General features: G+C 61.6%; 14 protein-coding genes and 1 tRNA gene. 12 read left to right on the top strand and 3 right to left on the bottom strand.

All coding sequences use genetic code 11. The features are described from left to right. Positions 1 to 71: 71 nt before the first annotated feature. The gene (locus FGL65_RS00155) at positions 72 to 1721 is read right to left on the bottom strand and encodes an FG-GAP repeat domain-containing protein (RefSeq protein ID WP_187170465.1); all 1650 of its coding nucleotides are present in this window, start codon (positions 1719 to 1721) and stop codon (positions 72 to 74) included. A gap of 182 nt (positions 1722 to 1903) precedes the next feature. On the opposite strand from FGL65_RS00155, the gene FGL65_RS00150 reads away from it, so the two are divergent. From FGL65_RS00150 to FGL65_RS00115, 8 genes are all read left to right on the top strand, one after another. After that, the gene (locus FGL65_RS00150; protein WP_147818683.1) at positions 1904 to 3187 is read left to right on the top strand and encodes an RsmB/NOP family class I SAM-dependent RNA methyltransferase; all 1284 of its coding nucleotides are present in this window, start codon (positions 1904 to 1906) and stop codon (positions 3185 to 3187) included. Positions 3188 to 3324: 137 nt separating this feature from the next. Beyond that, a tRNA-Asp gene (locus FGL65_RS00145) sits at positions 3325 to 3401 on the top strand. 273 nt (positions 3402 to 3674) lie between these two features. Further along, entirely contained in the window at positions 3675 to 5273 is a 1599-nt protein-coding gene (gene nikA, locus FGL65_RS00140; protein ID WP_147818681.1) for a nickel ABC transporter substrate-binding protein, read from the top strand. Positions 5274 to 5276: 3 nt separating this feature from the next. Next, a complete protein-coding gene (nikB, locus tag FGL65_RS00135; RefSeq protein WP_147818679.1) occupies positions 5277 to 6221 on the top strand; it encodes a nickel ABC transporter permease subunit NikB in 945 nt (314 codons plus the stop codon). Further along, entirely contained in the window at positions 6218 to 7069 is an 852-nt protein-coding gene (gene nikC / locus FGL65_RS00130) for a nickel ABC transporter permease subunit NikC (protein ID WP_147818676.1), read from the top strand. Before nikB ends, nikC begins: the two co-directional genes overlap by 4 nt. Continuing rightward, positions 7066 to 7842 (top strand): ATP-binding cassette domain-containing protein, encoded by a 777-nt coding sequence (locus tag FGL65_RS00125; protein WP_147818674.1) that lies wholly within the window; start codon positions 7066 to 7068, stop codon positions 7840 to 7842. Before nikC ends, FGL65_RS00125 begins: the two co-directional genes overlap by 4 nt. 13 nt (positions 7843 to 7855) lie before the next feature. Then, positions 7856 to 8671, top strand: a complete 816-nt coding sequence (locus tag FGL65_RS00120) for an ABC transporter ATP-binding protein (RefSeq protein WP_147818672.1) — start codon at positions 7856 to 7858, stop codon at positions 8669 to 8671. A 157-nt stretch (positions 8672 to 8828) separates the two neighbouring features. Further along, a complete protein-coding gene (locus FGL65_RS00115; RefSeq protein ID WP_147818670.1) occupies positions 8829 to 9404 on the top strand; it encodes a pentapeptide repeat-containing protein in 576 nt (191 codons plus the stop codon). 28 nt (positions 9405 to 9432) lie between these two features. Here the strand turns inward: FGL65_RS00115 and FGL65_RS00110 are convergent, their stop codons facing one another. Further along, entirely contained in the window at positions 9433 to 10143 is a 711-nt protein-coding gene (locus tag FGL65_RS00110) for an LrgB family protein (RefSeq protein ID WP_147818668.1), read from the bottom strand. Then, positions 10115 to 10537 carry a CidA/LrgA family protein gene (locus FGL65_RS00105; RefSeq protein ID WP_147818666.1) on the bottom strand — a complete coding sequence of 141 codons (423 nt, stop codon included), beginning with the start codon at positions 10535 to 10537 and terminating at the stop codon, positions 10115 to 10117. The genes FGL65_RS00110 and FGL65_RS00105 overlap by 29 nt, the downstream gene beginning before the upstream one ends. An 87-nt stretch (positions 10538 to 10624) precedes the next feature. On the opposite strand from FGL65_RS00105, the gene FGL65_RS00100 reads away from it, so the two are divergent. From FGL65_RS00100 to FGL65_RS00085, 4 genes are all read left to right on the top strand, one after another. Then, positions 10625 to 11524, top strand: a complete 900-nt coding sequence (locus tag FGL65_RS00100; RefSeq protein WP_147818664.1) for a LysR family transcriptional regulator — start codon at positions 10625 to 10627, stop codon at positions 11522 to 11524. 467 nt (positions 11525 to 11991) lie between these two features. Next, the gene (locus FGL65_RS00095; protein WP_147818662.1) at positions 11992 to 12471 is read left to right on the top strand and encodes a cytochrome c3 family protein; all 480 of its coding nucleotides are present in this window, start codon (positions 11992 to 11994) and stop codon (positions 12469 to 12471) included. Positions 12472 to 12477: 6 nt separating this feature from the next. Then, on the top strand, positions 12478 to 13629 hold the full coding sequence (locus FGL65_RS00090) for a 4Fe-4S dicluster domain-containing protein (protein ID WP_147818660.1): 1152 nt from the start codon (positions 12478 to 12480) through the stop codon (positions 13627 to 13629). Between the two features lie 36 nt (positions 13630 to 13665). Further along, the gene (locus tag FGL65_RS00085; RefSeq protein WP_147818658.1) at positions 13666 to 14637 is read left to right on the top strand and encodes an RnfABCDGE type electron transport complex subunit D; all 972 of its coding nucleotides are present in this window, start codon (positions 13666 to 13668) and stop codon (positions 14635 to 14637) included. Position 14638 lies beyond the last annotated feature (1 nt).

Raw genomic sequence — 14638 nt, 5'->3', positions numbered from 1 at the left:
ATTATGAAAAGTGGGGAGCGATGGGGAGGGGAGAATGGCCCGGCCAGGATTTTCCCGGCCGGGCCTTGTGCTTACATGTCCAGTTCGTAGGTGACCACGAGGGTCTTCCGGAATTTGAAGCCCAGATCGCCCGGGTAGGTGTTGACCAGGACCGCGAGCTGTTTTTTGCCGTCGTTGTTCAGGTCCACCACGCAGTAGTCCACCACGGTGCCCTTGATGCGCCGGGTCTTCCAGGCCAGGTTCATGCCCACGCCGTCCCAGACTAGGGCGTGGATTTCGCCCTGCGCAAACTTGTGGAAGCGGTCGAAGATGGCGCCGGCCACGGTGATGTCCTTGTTGACCAGCAGTTCGAATTTGTTCTTTTGGGACAGGTTTGCTGCCGTCATGCGGATGGGGATGTACAGGTACGAGTCCAGCCCTTTGGTGGGGGAGGTGCTCATGCCGAGGGGAATGTCCTCATAGGAAACGACCACCGAGGAGGTGTTGTAGCTTTCCTGGGTTTCGGCCTGCCGCTCCAGGGTGGAGGCAAAGGTGAGCAGCCTTCGGAATTCGTTGAGCACGGCAATCTTGTAGGAGTCCCCATCCGGCACGTAGCAGGTATTGAAGATGTTGGAGAAGGGGGCCGTGTTGATCCTGCTGCCCGCTTTCACCTCGCCGTTGCTGTAGATCGCCTCGTACATGTATTTGTCGAAGAAATCGCGGTAGCCCTTTTTCTGGCATACGAGCACGGGGCGGAAGGTCGGCGGGAGATTCAGCACCCCGAGGAACAGACGCACCCTGTCGGCCACAATGGAGAATCCCCCTCCCTTGAAGGAAAATATATAGGACAGGGGCAGATCGTCCTTGAAACCGGAGAGAACCAATTCATCAGTGCCGTCCCGGTCGACGTCGATGAGGGAAAGGCGAAATGCCAGATAGGTCTTGGAAAGTTCATAGGTCTTGAGCGGGGCGAGTTTCCCTTCCTCATAACGGAAGGCGTGCAATTTGTGCTTTTCCAGGATGAATATTTCATTCTTGCCGTCGCCGTCGCCGTCCCCCACCACCATGTTGATGGACGGGAACCGGAAAGTCTGACTACGCCAGCGTCCCGGGGTGTCCACGCCGCCTTCATAGCGGAACTGGGGGTTCAGAGTCTTGGCTCCGTAGTTGTTGGCCTGGTCGCTGCCGTCCCCGGAAAGGAAGTTGGATCCCTTGGGGCCGGAGGAGGATGATTTCTGCTTTGCCTCCAGCTTTTGCTCGCCGGTCTGGCCGTAGCCCGGGCGCTGGTAGACGTCGCCCATAACGGCGCTGGCCGATTCCTTGAGCCAGGGGGAGATGTCATTCATGGGCATCTGGCCCTTGTTGCTCCACTTGTCGCCGTTTTTGCCCTGGACCTTCATGCTGATGGTGGAGTCTTTCTCGATGATGGAAATGCCACCCCAGACAATGTAATCCACGCCAAGGGATTCGGCCATCTGGATGGCGTTCGACTCGTTGGTCGGGTGCTTGAGCCCCGAGGGGTCGATGCCCTGCGCCGGCAGGAAATGGCCGGCCCATTCCAGGCGATTGTTCAGGTCGGCCTGGAAAGCCTTGGAAAAGTATTGGTATTTTGCGGGGCCGCTGTACTCGAACGGAAGCACCAGATAGGTCTTCACATCCTGGGCGGCGGCGGCCGCCGCCAGAAGGAGTACGGCGAAGGCGGCTATGGTGAGGGACCGCACGGCAGTCGAAATATGGGACATGTATTCCTCCGAAAAAAGCGGGTGTGCACCCGTATGGTTGATGGCTTTTTTGTCGCGCTTCTCAAGCGGGAGCCATATGTAACAGTTTCTTTTGCGGCTTGCAAAGCCGTCCTGGACTTGAAACCGGGTGCATAAGCCTGTACCGGTACCATCACAAGTAAAATCTGTTTCAGGATACCAACATGACCGATATACGCCGCAGCTTCCGTCTGGTCTGCACTCCGGATGAAATCCCTCTCGTGGAGGATCTGCTTCGGGGCCAGGGATTCTCCTTCGAGCCCGAGCCATTCCACCCCCTGGCCCGGGTGCTGACCAGCGAACCGTTCCCGCTGGGCTCCTCCCTGGCGGCCCGGTTCGGCCGTCTGTACATACAGGACCGTTCCTCCATGCTGCCGCCGCTGGCCCTTGCGCCGCCGCCCGGGGCGAGCGTGCTGGACATGTGCGCCGCACCGGGCAGCAAGACCAGCCAGCTCGCGGATATGGTTGGGCTCGAGGGCTTTGTCTTTGCCAACGAGCCGTCAGCCGACCGCATCGGGGTGCTGCGCGCCAACCTGAAGAAGGTGTGTGCCGCCAATACCGCCACGGTTCGCGGCCTGGGACAGGAATTGGCCTTTCCCGCCCGGTCCTGGGATCACATCCAGCTGGATCCGCCGTGCAGCGGCTGGGGAACCCTTGACCGCAACCCCAAGGCCCGGGACGTCTGGACCGGCAGCCGCGTGGAGCCCATGGTCGAAATGCAAAAAGCGCTCCTGAAAAAGGCGGCCTCCCTGCTCCGGCCCGGCGGGCGCGTGCTGTATTCCACCTGCACCACCAATGTGGAGGAAAACGAGGAGCAGGTCCGCTGGGCGCTCGAACATCTCGATCTGCGGCTTGATCCGCTGGAACCCTTTGAGGGGTTCGTCTTTTCCGAACCGCAACTTCCGGATGCGGACGGCGTGCTCCGCGTGGCAGACGAATCCGAGGGGCAGGGCTTTTTCCTGGCCCGGTTCGTCAAGGAGGGGGGCACGTCCGATGTCGAGGCAACGGAGGGTGCGCAAAAAACGTCCCTGCCGGGTAAGAGGATTGCGCTGTGCGATTTTCGCGGCGGGGAATTCATGGTGGAGCAGAGCCTGCCGCCGGGCCGCGTCTATTCCTTTGGAGGCAAGGCCATGTTCATCCACGACCGGGCCATGGAGCTCGCGCCGGGCGGCATGCGCTGGCAGGGGTTTTCGCTGGGGAAGGTCGGCGAAAAGGGAAAGACTTTGGCCTTCAAGCCCGATTCCCTGTCCCGCTGCCTCATGCCGCGCCTGGGCGACCCCTCGGAAGCCGAGCAGGTGTCGACGGACAATATCAATGATCTGGCAGGGCTTTTCGCGGGCCGCGCCCTGCAGGGCGGCGAAGGAAAAGGCCCGGTGGCGCTGTATTACAAGGGGCTTGCCCTGGGGTGGCTGAGTCGCAAGGGAAAACGGCTTCTCTGGGCGGGCTAGCTGCTGTCTATTTGTAGATAAAACAGTATGTTGAGAGTGGTTAAAAATTTTTGAAAATATTGTTGACAATCAGGCCCGCCATAGGCATATTGCCATCTCGACGCGGCGGGGACCAGTTTCCGTCAAGTCCATAAAGCGGAGCCGTAGTTAAGCTGGTTATAACGCCGGCCTGTCACGCCGGAGGCCGAGGGTTCGAGTCCCTTCGGCTCCGCCACTGAAAGCAGAAAGACCCACACGAAAGTGTGGGTCTTTTTTCGTTATTCCTCGGTGTTTTTTTCTTTGGGTATTGAAGTCCTTCTCGTTTTGGCGCTCCGAGTTTCCGCATCCGCTGGCGCTTATGGCGGCTATGCACCTTGAATGTCATCGTCTCCCGCATGGCGTTGGAAAGGGCTGGGAAGCGGGGCGATAGTTGACACGATTCCATACTTATCGTAGCACGAATTTCATTTATATCCCCTGTTTTAATCAACACATAGAGGAATCTTGCATGAAAAAGGCATTTGCTATCAGTAAAGTTATTGTGCTTGTGTTGTTCGCCTTTGTTGTATGCCCCTGTGCGCTGCATGCCGCTTCCGCGGACACGCTGCGTTACTCATGGTCCGCCAACGTGGGGCCGCTGAATCCTCATGCGTATTCGCCAAATCAGATGTTCGCGCAGGCCATGGTCTACGAATCTCTTGTCCGTTACGGCAAGGGAGGAAAGGTGCAGCCGTGCCTGGCAACGTCTTGGGATATTTCTCCGGACGGGAAATCCTATGTTTTTCACCTTCGTAAGGGCGTCCGTTTTTCTGACGGAACCCCGTTTGATGCCCAGGCGGTGAAAATGAATTTCGACGCCGTGTTGCGAAACTCAAAGCGGCATGACTGGCTTGAATTCATCGCCCAGATCGATTCCACCAAGGTCATCGACGGCCATACGTTCCAGCTCAATCTCAAGAATCCGTATTATCCGACCTTGCAGGAACTCTGTCTCATTCGGCCCATGCGCTTCCTGTCCCCTTCCGGGTTCCCCGAGAGCGGCGATACCTCCAAGGCCATCAAGGCGCCCATCGGCACCGGTCCGTGGAAGCTGGTCGAAATCCGCAAGGGGGAATACGACCTGTTCGAGGTCAACGATCTCTATTGGGGGGACAAGCCGTTGTTCAAGCGTCTCGTCGTCAAGGTCATTCCCGACTCGGACGGCCGGGCGGTGGCCTTCGACACCGGCGAGATCGACTTGATCTACGGCTCCGGCGGCCATGGCAGCGGCCAGATCGGGTTGGACACCTTTGCCCGCTACGCTTCCATGAAGAACCTGGAAACGAGTGTCTCCCTTCCCTTTGCGACACGGACGCTGGCCGTCAACAGCAACCGTTTTCCCACCAACGACTTTGCCGTGCGCAAGGCCATCCTGCACGGCGTCAACAAGGGGGCCATCGTCAAGCATATCTTCCTCGGCGTGGAGCCCCAGGCCGACACCCTGTTTTCCCCGGAGACGCCGTATTGCGACCTGGGACTGGCCCCGTTCTCGTTCGATCCGGAAAAGGCCGCCGCACTGCTGGATGCTGCCGGGTGGAAGTGGGACGAGGAACACCAGTACCGTATCAAGGACGGCCGGGAGCTGTGCCTTGATCTTTGCTTTGTCGGCAACGACGCCCTGCAGAAGTCGGTGGCCGAAGTCATGCAGGGCGACCTGAAGCGGCTCGGCATGAAGGTCCGCCTTGTGGGCGAGGAAAAGGACTCCTTCCTCACGCGCCAGAAAACCGGCGAGTTCGGCATGATCTTCGGCGATACCTGGGGCGCTCCCTATGACCCGCACTCCTTCTGCAGCTCCATGCGCAAGCCCGCCCATGCCGACTACCAGGCGCAACTGGGTCTGCCCATGAAGGCGGAGATCGACCGGAAGATCGGCGAGGCGCTCATCAGCGTGGACGAGAAAAAGCGGCAGGATCTCTACAGATACATTCTAACCACCCTGCATGAGCAGGCCGTGTACATGCCGCTTTCCTACATGACCAACATCTACGTGCATCGTCCGGAATTGAAGGGCGTGGAGTTCGGCCACACCAAGTACGAATTCCCCTTTGAAACCATGCACAAGGACTAGCCGATGCTGCGTTACATAGCCAAACGGCTGCTCATTCTCATACCCATGCTCCTGGCCGTGTCGGTCGTGGTCTTCCTGATCCTGCGTCTGGGGCAGGGGGATCCGGCCATGTCCTACCTGCGCCTCTCAAACATCCCGCCGACGGATGAGGCCTTGGCCTTTGCCCGGCACGAGCTGGGGCTCGACCTGCCCATCGCGGTGCAGTACGTCCGCTGGCTGGGAAAGGCGCTGGTGCTGGACTTCGGCCGTTCCTATGTCACGGGCCTGCCCGTTCTCGAGGAAATACTCTACTACCTGCCCAATACCCTGAAGTTGGCCGGGTTCTCGTTGCTGCTCACCCTGGCGGTCAGCCTGCCTCTGGGCATCTGGTCCGCCCTGGAAAAGGACCGCCTGCCCGACCACCTGACCCGCACCATGGCCTTTGCCGGGGTGTCCATGCCGGGCTTCTGGCTGGGCTTCCTGCTGGTCTGGTGTTTTTCCATCCAGCTGGGCTGGCTGCCCCCGCTGGGCATGGGAGGGCTGGATCACATGATCATGCCCGCCGTGTCCATGTCGCTCATGTCCATGGCCATCAACACCCGGCTCATTCGCGGCAACATGCTCGACAACATGCATGCCCGGTACGTGCTTTACGCCCGCGTCCGGGGTCTGCCGGAACGGGTGGTCGTGGGGCGGCATATCCTGGTCAACTCGCTCATACCGGTCATTACCGCCGTCGGCATGCACGTGGGCGAGCTCTTTGGCGGCGCGGTTGTCGCCGAAAGCATCTTTTCCTGGCCTGGCGTCGGCCGGTACGCGGTTTCCGCCATCTACAACCGGGACTATCCCGTCATGCAGTGTTTCATCCTCATCATGACCAGCATATTCGTGCTCATGAACCTCGGCGTGGACATCCTCTACGCCTGGCTTGATCCCCGTATCCGTCTGGAAGGAGGCGGCAACCGATGATCGCACCCGACCTGATCCGCACCATGCGCAAGCGGGGCATCCTGATTCTGGCCACGGTTATGGCCGTTGCCGTTTGCGCCACGGCCGTCTTCGCCCCGGTCATTGCGCCCGATGATCCCACTGCGGTGGTGCTCGAAAACAAGTTCGCCCCACCCTCGGCGGAGCATCCGCTGGGCTGCGACCACCTCGGCCGGGACGTGCTTTCCCGGCTGGTCTACGGCACCCGGACCTCCATAAGCTCGGTGGCGGCCATCATGGGCATCGTCCTGCTGCTCGGGTTCACGGTGGGCACGCTTTCCGGCTACGCGGGCGGAACCGTCGACTCCACGCTGATGCGTTTCTGCGACGTCTTTCTCACCTTTCCCACATTCATCCTGGCCATGTTTCTTATCGGGGTGCTGGGAACCGGAATGGTCAACGTCATCATAGCCGTGGCCCTGACCCACTGGGCCTGGTATGCGCGCATCATTCGGAGCATGGTCCTTTCGCTGAAGAGCAGGGAATACGTCCTGGCCGCCAAGGTGGCCGGCACCGGGAGGCTGCGGACCATCGCCCGTCATATCCTGCCCCCGGTCTTTGCCCAGCTGCTCATTCTGTGCACCCTCGACATCGGGCACATGATGCTCCATGTCTCGGGCCTGTCCTTCCTCGGTCTCGGGGTCACCCCGCCCATGCCCGAATGGGGGGTCATGATCAGCGATGCGCGCCAGTTCATCTGGACCCACCCCATCCTGATCATGCTGCCGGGAGGAATGATTTTCGTGACGGTCATGGCCTTCAACCTGCTGGGCGATGCGCTTCGTGATTCCTTTGACCCGGCCCTGGCCGTGCAGGAGGAAGCCCGATGAGCGCACCTTTTCTCGAAATCAGGGATTTGCATGTGCATGCGGCGGGAAAGGAACTGATTTCCGGCATAAGCTTCGAGGCCTCGCAGGGGCGCGTCATGGGGCTTGTGGGCGCAAGCGGGAGTGGGAAATCCCTTACCTGCCTTTCGGTCCTGGACCTTTTGCCCAAGGGACTCGGTATGCAGGGGGACATCCGCGTGGAGGGTCTTCCGTTGCAGGACAGAGAGTCCCGCCGAGACGTCCGCAGCCGGAAAATAGGGATGATCCTGCAGAACCCCATGAGCTGTTTCGATCCGGTGTTCACCATACGCACCCATTTCAAGGAAACCCTTTCCGCCCACGGCCTGCTTGCTTCGGACAGTATGGACAGGATGCTGAACGCCCTGGAGGAGGTCGGCTTTGCGGATCCCCGTCCGGTGCCCGACCTGTATCCCTTCCAGATGAGCGGCGGGATGCTCCAGCGCGTCATGGTGGCGCTGGCCCTGATACTGGAAGCCCCGTTTCTCATCGCGGACGAGCCGACCACCGACCTCGACACCGTGGCCCAGGCCCGCGTGCTGGATCTGCTGGCCGGGCTCAAGCAGAACCGGGGGCTCGGAATGCTGCTGGTCACGCACGACCTGGGCGTCATCGCCCGCCTTGCCGACGATGTGGCCGTCATGCACGACGGGAGAATCATTGAGCGGGGCACCGTGCACGACATCTTCAGAACCCCGAGGCACGAATACACGCGGAATCTGATTGCCACGCATCTGCGTATTTCAGGATACCAATAACCGGAGCGATTCCATGGCCGTCATCGAAATAGAAAACGTGAGCAAGACCTATGGACGCGGGGGATTCTTCCGCAAGCAGGAGCGTTTTACCGTGCTCCGGAACGTCAATCTTTCGCTGCATGCGGGGGAATGTCTCGGGCTCGTGGGAAGAAGCGGCGGCGGGAAGAGCACGCTCGGCCGCATCATGCTCGGGCTGGAGGCTCCGGACAGCGGCAGCGTCAGGATTCTGGGGCAGGATGTCGCCGGGTTCAAGACGCTTCCCCTGGATTTGCGGAGAGCGGTTCAGGTGGTGTTTCAGGATGCCATCGGGTCCAGCAACCCGCGAATGACCGCCGGTGAGATCATTGCCGAACCGCTTCGCAATTTCGACCGGCTCAAGGGGAAGGCTCTCCGTGACCGTGTGGCCGAGCTGCTGGAACAGGTCGGGCTTTCCCCGGACGATGCGAACAAGCTTCCGGGCCGTTTCAGCGGCGGGCAGCTGCAGCGCATCTGCATTGCCCGCGCCCTGGCCCCATCCCCGCAGGTCATCATTCTCGACGAGGCCGTCAGCAGCCTCGACATGCTGATCCAGGTCCGTATTCTCGACCTGCTGACGTCGCTACGCAAGCAGCATGGCACGGCCTACCTGTTCGTCACCCACGACCTGCGTCTGGTCCGGAAATTCTGCGACCGCGCCTTTTTCATGAGCGAGGGGGAGCTTTATCCCTTTGATCCCGAGACTATGGCGGACACGGGGCAATCGCGGGCCCTGGAAGAACTTTTCGACGCCATGCTTCCTCCCATGCCGGATATGGCGCGGCTCCGGGACTCTGTTCCGCAGGAATCGTGACGGTCCGGGCGTTGCGTTCGTTGTGCCGGGGTGCTTTGCGGCTTGACCTGTGACAAGCGGGGCGTTTAGGATGTTTCCCGAATCAAGGGGGTCCGCACTTTCGTGTGCAGACCCTTTTTCGTTTTAGCAATCCCATTGCCCGTGCAGAGGAGAGGCCATGCCGTTTTCCCGTGGTGAAAGCATCGAGCGTCAAGAATTTCGCGAGATCGACTGCCGGTCCGACCTGGAGGACATTTCCTTTTATGAATGCGTGTTCCGGGATTGCTCGTTCCAGTCGAGACGCCTGAGCGATTGCGTTTTCGATGAATGCGAGTTCGTGCGTTGCAATTTATCGCTGGTGGAGATGGCCGGGGCCGTGTTCACGGGGGCGACGTTCACGGACTGCAAGCTGCTGGGCCTGAACTGGAGCGGTACGGGCGGTTTTCTTTCCGCCGCGTACACGGGCTGCCTCATGGAGAACAATCTGTTCGCGGACATGAACCTTTCCCGCTTCCGGTTCACCTCATGCCTGCTGGCCAATTCCGCCTTTTCCAACACCAAGCTGCGGCAGGCGGTCTTTGACGACTGCGATCTCGCCCAGTGCCAGTTTCACCAGACCGATCTCACGGAGGCAGATTTCCGCACCGCGCGAAACTATTACATGAACGCGGAAACCAACAGGCTCAGGAAGACCCGCTTTTCCCTGCCCGAGGCCGTTTCCCTGCTGGCCAATCTCAATATCGTCCTGGAATAGCCCGCCCGGTTGCGGCGCGGGCGAAGGCCTACCCGAGCAGGGAGAACAGGCTGGCCCCGAGCACGTTGAGCATGCCCACGAGGATCATGAGCAGCCCGGCCACCGACCCTTCCTCCCGGCCGATCTCGTGGGCCTTGGCCGTGCCCGCCGCATGGGCCGCCACCCCGAGCATGGCCCCGCGCGCCAGGGCCGAGCGCAGGGGCAGCCAGTTGATCATCAGCTCCCCGACAATGGTTCCGAATATGCCGGTGAGGACCACGAAAATGGCCGCCAGGTCCGCCATGCCGCCGATGTGCCGGGCCATGTCCATGGCAAAGGGGGTGCTGATGGAGCGCGGCAGCAGGCTCAGGCGCACGCTTCCGTCGATGCCCAGGAGCGTTGCGAATCCCCAGCCCGTGGCAAGGGCCGTGGCGCTGCCCGCGATCATGCCGGTCCCGAGCAGCGGCCAGTGGCGGCGGACGAGGTGGCGGTACTCGTAGATGGGGACCGCAAAGGCCACGGTGGCCGGGCCGAGCAGGGTGATGAGCCAGGCCGTGGCCCGGTGATAGTCGCTGTAGCGGGAATGCAGGGCCAGGAGCAGTCCGATGAGCAGCACCGGGGTCAGCGCCAGCGGGGTCTGCCACCAGCGGCCCCAGCGGCGGTGGATGCGCTTGGCCGCCAGGTACAGGGCGATGGTCAGCCCGGACCAGGCCGGGGTCTGGATCAGGGGGTTATTCCAGAGGTGAATCAGTGGGCTCATGGCGCACGCTCCAGCGGTAGAAGAGGTCCACGGTCAGGGCGGTGACGGCCATGACCGCAACGGTGCCCGCCAGGATGACCGCAACGAGTTTCAGCCCCAGCATCCCCAGCAGTTCGCGGTGTTCGATGATGGCGGGTACGGCCGGGATGAAGAAGAGCAGCATTTCCCCGAGGTACCATTCCGCGCCCCGGCGCAGGCTCGAAAGGCTGACCCTGTTGCAGGCCAGCAGGACGTATGCGGCGATCATGCCCAGGATGCCGCCGGGTATGGGCAGTCCCAGGACGCGGACGCCGCATTCGCACCCCAGCCACAGCAGAAAGAGCAGCCCGATCTGGGCCGGTCGGCTCCGGCGGATTCTGCGCCGGACGGGAATGGTCATGGTTCGTGTGTTCATGGTTTTCTCCGACCGGGAACATAGGCTCGGCCAAAGCATGAATCAAACGACTTGTGGAACTTGTTGTTATTCCTTATTGGAATAGTCATGGAGTTCCGAAAGATTCAATTGTTCGTGGAAGTGGTCCGCCAGCAGGGCTTTGCCCGGGCGGCGGCAGTGGCCTGCTGCACCCAGTCCGCGGTCAGCAAGGCGGTGCGGCAGCTCGAGGACGAGGTGGGCGTGCCCCTGCTGAACCGGGGCGGCAAGGGGGGGGCGCTGACTGCGGCCGGCGAGGCGGTCTATGCCCGTGGCCTGCGCATGCTGGCCGAGCGCGACGATCTTCTGGAGGAGATCGACGCGATCCGGGGCATCCGCAAGGGCCGGCTGTCCGTAGGGATTCCCAGGATCGGCTCCAGCACCCTGTTCGCCCCAATCTTTGCCCTGTACCGGGAGCGGTATCCCGACATCGACATCCGGCTCGTGGAGCACGGGGCGGACCGGCTTCGGGAGGCCCTGCATACGGGCGAGGTGGAGCTGGCCGCGTCCCTGCTGCCCGTTTCCGGAGAGTACCGGTGGCATTCCCTGCGCCGGGAGCCGCTGGCGGCCCTGGTCCCGTGCGGGAGCCCCCTTGCGGGGGGCGGTTCCGTGTGTCTCGCAGACCTGAAGGACATGCCGTTCATCCTGTTCGCGGAAGGCTTTTCCCTGAACCGGATCATTGTGGACGCCTGCCGCCGCAGCGGATTCGAGCCCCGGGTGGTGGCCCGGAGCAGCCAGATCCGGTTCATCTGCGAACTGGTCGCCGCCGGGCTGGGCGTGGCCTTTCTGCCCAGGATGGTGGCCGAGCGCCGCAGGGTTCCCGGGCTGGACATCCTTCCCTTGGCCGAGGAGCACACCGACTGGCATACGGCCGTGATCTGGCGGGAGGGCACTTTCCTGTCCCATGCCGCCGCGGCCTGGCTTGAAGTGGTCCGGGAGCTGTACCCCGGCGGCCGGGAGGGCGTTTCCTGATCCTGGAACAGTCTTTTTCCGTGTGCCCGGAAAAACGGACTGTCCGAAAAAACGGACACAAAATTGTAGGTCCGTTTTTGAATAAAACTACAAAAAACGGCTTAAAGTCTGCGTTTTGCCATAAAGCGCCTGTCCTTTTTTTCGGACAGGCGCTTTTTTGCCTTTGGTTTCCTACCGCTTTGTTCCGGCCTCGTTAAATTTGTCACAATCTTTTTCCGCCCATGCCCTGTGCGGGCTCCCGGATTTTTGGCGCGCGAATTTTCGGCGGATTTTTGCTCCGCTGGCACAATCCGTGCTCTAGGTCGAACTGACTAAAGAGTTGATTGATCAATCAATCCAAACCCGTGTTTGCCGGGTTTCCGGGCAGCTCAAATAGCATGGCCGGAAGGACAGGATCGATTGGTTACCCTGGTGGTTGGGGCCAACACGGCCAGTGATGCGAAACATTTTTGAGAGGGTTTGATTCTTTGAAGAGCAGATATATTCCCATAACCATCATCGTGGCAGCTTTCTGTATGGCCGCCGCCGCGGGATACGTGCTGTTTCCGGGAGAGGCACAGGACGTACCCGCGCGCGTGGTCATGGAAAACGCCGGCGGCAGGGTTCTGTTCACCCACAAGGCCCATGCCGAGGAATACGGGTTCGAATGTACGGACTGTCACCACGATGATCTCGAAAGGGACACCTTCCTTTCCTGTGGCTCCTGCCACCCCAAGGCATTTGACGAGACCTTCCGGGCCGAGCACCCGAAGGCCTTCCCCGACAAAGAAGCCTGCCTGCGCTGCCATGACGAGGCCCCCGAGGGCCCGCTGGCGGAAGAGGACAGGCCGTCCACCGAGGACATCCCCCTGCGACTCGACGCCTTCCACGGCCAGTGCATGAGCTGCCACGAGGAGAACGGCGGGCCCACCGAGGATGACTCCTGTTACGAATGCCACGCGAGGTAAGGCCCCATGCTGAAGATACATTATTCCCTTGAATCCGATCTGCAGAGCGGCATCACCGACATCGCCGCTCCGGACGAGCTGAGCGTCCAGGTGCGCAACCTGGTGCTCAAGACCGCCAAGCGCAAGCAGGTGAAAGCCGGCGAGATCATCGCCGAGCACCCCTCCAAGTTTGGCGGCGCTTACCATGCAGCTGGCTCCGGTACGGTCAGCAACGTGGATTACCACCACCTGACCATCAAATGCGACGGCAATGATGACAAGGTCGAACCGGTTGACGTGTCCGCCCTGGCCCCTGGCCGGGAACTCCTGCGCACCCTGCAGGAACTGGGCATGGACATTGCGGCCCTGTCCGCCCCGGCAGAGGTGCTGGTCGTTAACGGCCTCAACCCAGAGCCGGGCATCACCGTTGCGGAGCAGCTGCTGAAGGACGAGAAAGAAACGCTCGAAGCGGGCCTTGCCCTGGCGCGCAAGCTGATCATGCCCAACAGGGTCGTGCTGGCCCAGGCCGAAGGCGCCGCCTTCAGCCTGTTCGGCGCGCATATCGAGCGCATCAAGCCCAAATATCCCAATTCCCTGGATGCCCTGGTGGTCCGCAAGGTTACCGGCAAGGAATTCCCCGAAGGCGTCAAGGTGCTGAGCGTCATGGCGCTCTACGACCTGGGCCGTGTGGCCCTCACCGGCCTGCCCGTCACCGACACGGTCATGACCATCGAGGGCAAGAACTACCGCGTTCCCCTGGGAACCACCATCCGCCACCTCCTGGCCTCCCTGGGCATGGAAGTCCGGTCCGGCGATACCGTGGTCCTGGGCGGCTCCTTCCGGGGCGAGGCGGTCTACAGCCTGGATGAGGGCGTGAAAAAGGGCGACTACGGCCTGTTCGCCATCGGCAGCGACGCATTCCCCCCGGTGCAGGACGCCACCTGCATCAACTGCGGCGAATGCGTGCTCAACTGCCCGGGCCGGATCATGCCCAACCTGATCAGCCGCTATGCCGAGTACGAACGGTTTGAAATGGCCGAGAAATACGGCCTGAACAGCTGTTTTGAATGTGGTCTGTGCGCCTTTTCCTGCACCGCGAGGAGGCCGCTGCTCCAGTACATCCGGTTTGCCAAGGCCCAGCTCAAGGCTTCCCGCCAGAGCGAAACGTCCAAGGCATAGGCCGCAATCAAAAGATTCCAAGAGAAAAGGGTAGTTATGACTCCTCCTATTATAAAAGCAATGTCCGACATCGCCGTGCGGCTGACGGTTTCGCCCGCGCCCCACTGGCGCAGCGGCCGGACCGTGCACAAGATGATGCAGGCCCACACGCTGGCCCTGGTCCCGGCGGCCCTCATGTCCGTGTCCATGTTCGGGCTGGCCTCCGCGGCCGTCATCGGCCTGGCCGGAGCCGTGGCCGTGCTCACCGAGGTCCTGTGCCTTCGGCTCCAGGAACGCGAAGTGGACGTGGACAACTTCTCGGCCCTGTATGCGGGCATCCTGTTCGCCTTCCTGCTGCCCGCCACCGCTCCCTGGTGGCTGGTCATCGCGGGCGCGGCCATGACCATCGTGCTCGGCCGCACCGTGTTCGGCGGCTTCGGCAGCAACCCCATCTGTGCGCCGCTGGTTGCCTGGGCCCTGTGCCGGGTTTCCTGGCCCGCGGCCATGGACATCGACATGAGCCTGGCCGGTTTCACCCTCAACGAGCCCCTGTACCAGCTTAAGCATTTCGGCCTCGGAAGCCTGGCCCAGTTCGACTACAAGGACCTGTTCCTCGGCCGCCAGCTCGGCGGTCTGGGAGCCTCCCAGGTTGCCGGCCTGCTGGCCGGCGGCGTCTTCCTGCTGGCCTCCAAGTGGATCCGCTGGTACATCCCGGTGTTCTTCCTGGCGGGCGTGGCGGGCGCAGCCTCCATCTTCTGGCTGATCGACCCGACGGTCCATGCCGAGCCGCTCTTTCACCTGCTGACCGGAAGCACGATCTTCGGTGCGTTCTTCCTGGCCACGGACACCTCCTCCAGCCCGGTGGGCAAGCTGCCCCAGATTCTGTTCGGGCTCGTGGCCGGATCCATGGTCATGGTCGTTCGCGTCTACGGCGTGTACCCCGACGGCGTTCCCTTCGCCATCATGGTGGCCAGCCTGCTCAGCCCGCTGCTGGACAGGGTGCGCCCCAAACCCTTCGGAGGCAGGTAAG

The organism is Salidesulfovibrio onnuriiensis, assembly GCF_008001235.1.
GTDB classification, from domain to species: Bacteria; Desulfobacterota; Desulfovibrionia; order Desulfovibrionales; family Desulfovibrionaceae; genus Pseudodesulfovibrio; species Pseudodesulfovibrio onnuriiensis.
Note: the sequence above shows the minus strand (reverse complement) of the source record. Positions and strands in the feature narration are given on the sequence as shown.

Coding starts and splice junctions, on each gene's coding strand:
- FGL65_RS00115 (WP_147818670.1), top strand. CDS start 8,829: ATGCCGTTTTCCCGTGGTGAAAGCATCGAGCGTCAAGAATTTCGCGAG.
- FGL65_RS00125 (WP_147818674.1), top strand. CDS start 7,066: ATGAGCGCACCTTTTCTCGAAATCAGGGATTTGCATGTGCATGCGGCG.
- nikA (WP_147818681.1), top strand. CDS start 3,675: ATGAAAAAGGCATTTGCTATCAGTAAAGTTATTGTGCTTGTGTTGTTC.
- FGL65_RS00110 (WP_147818668.1), bottom strand. CDS start 10,143: ATGAGCCCACTGATTCACCTCTGGAATAACCCCCTGATCCAGACCCCG.
- FGL65_RS00155 (WP_187170465.1), bottom strand. CDS start 1,721: ATGTCCCATATTTCGACTGCCGTGCGGTCCCTCACCATAGCCGCCTTC.
- FGL65_RS00090 (WP_147818660.1), top strand. CDS start 12,478: ATGCTGAAGATACATTATTCCCTTGAATCCGATCTGCAGAGCGGCATC.
- FGL65_RS00150 (WP_147818683.1), top strand. CDS start 1,904: ATGACCGATATACGCCGCAGCTTCCGTCTGGTCTGCACTCCGGATGAA.
- FGL65_RS00120 (WP_147818672.1), top strand. CDS start 7,856: ATGGCCGTCATCGAAATAGAAAACGTGAGCAAGACCTATGGACGCGGG.
- nikB (WP_147818679.1), top strand. CDS start 5,277: ATGCTGCGTTACATAGCCAAACGGCTGCTCATTCTCATACCCATGCTC.
- nikC (WP_147818676.1), top strand. CDS start 6,218: ATGATCGCACCCGACCTGATCCGCACCATGCGCAAGCGGGGCATCCTG.
- FGL65_RS00100 (WP_147818664.1), top strand. CDS start 10,625: ATGGAGTTCCGAAAGATTCAATTGTTCGTGGAAGTGGTCCGCCAGCAG.
- FGL65_RS00085 (WP_147818658.1), top strand. CDS start 13,666: ATGACTCCTCCTATTATAAAAGCAATGTCCGACATCGCCGTGCGGCTG.
- FGL65_RS00105 (WP_147818666.1), bottom strand. CDS start 10,537: ATGAACACACGAACCATGACCATTCCCGTCCGGCGCAGAATCCGCCGG.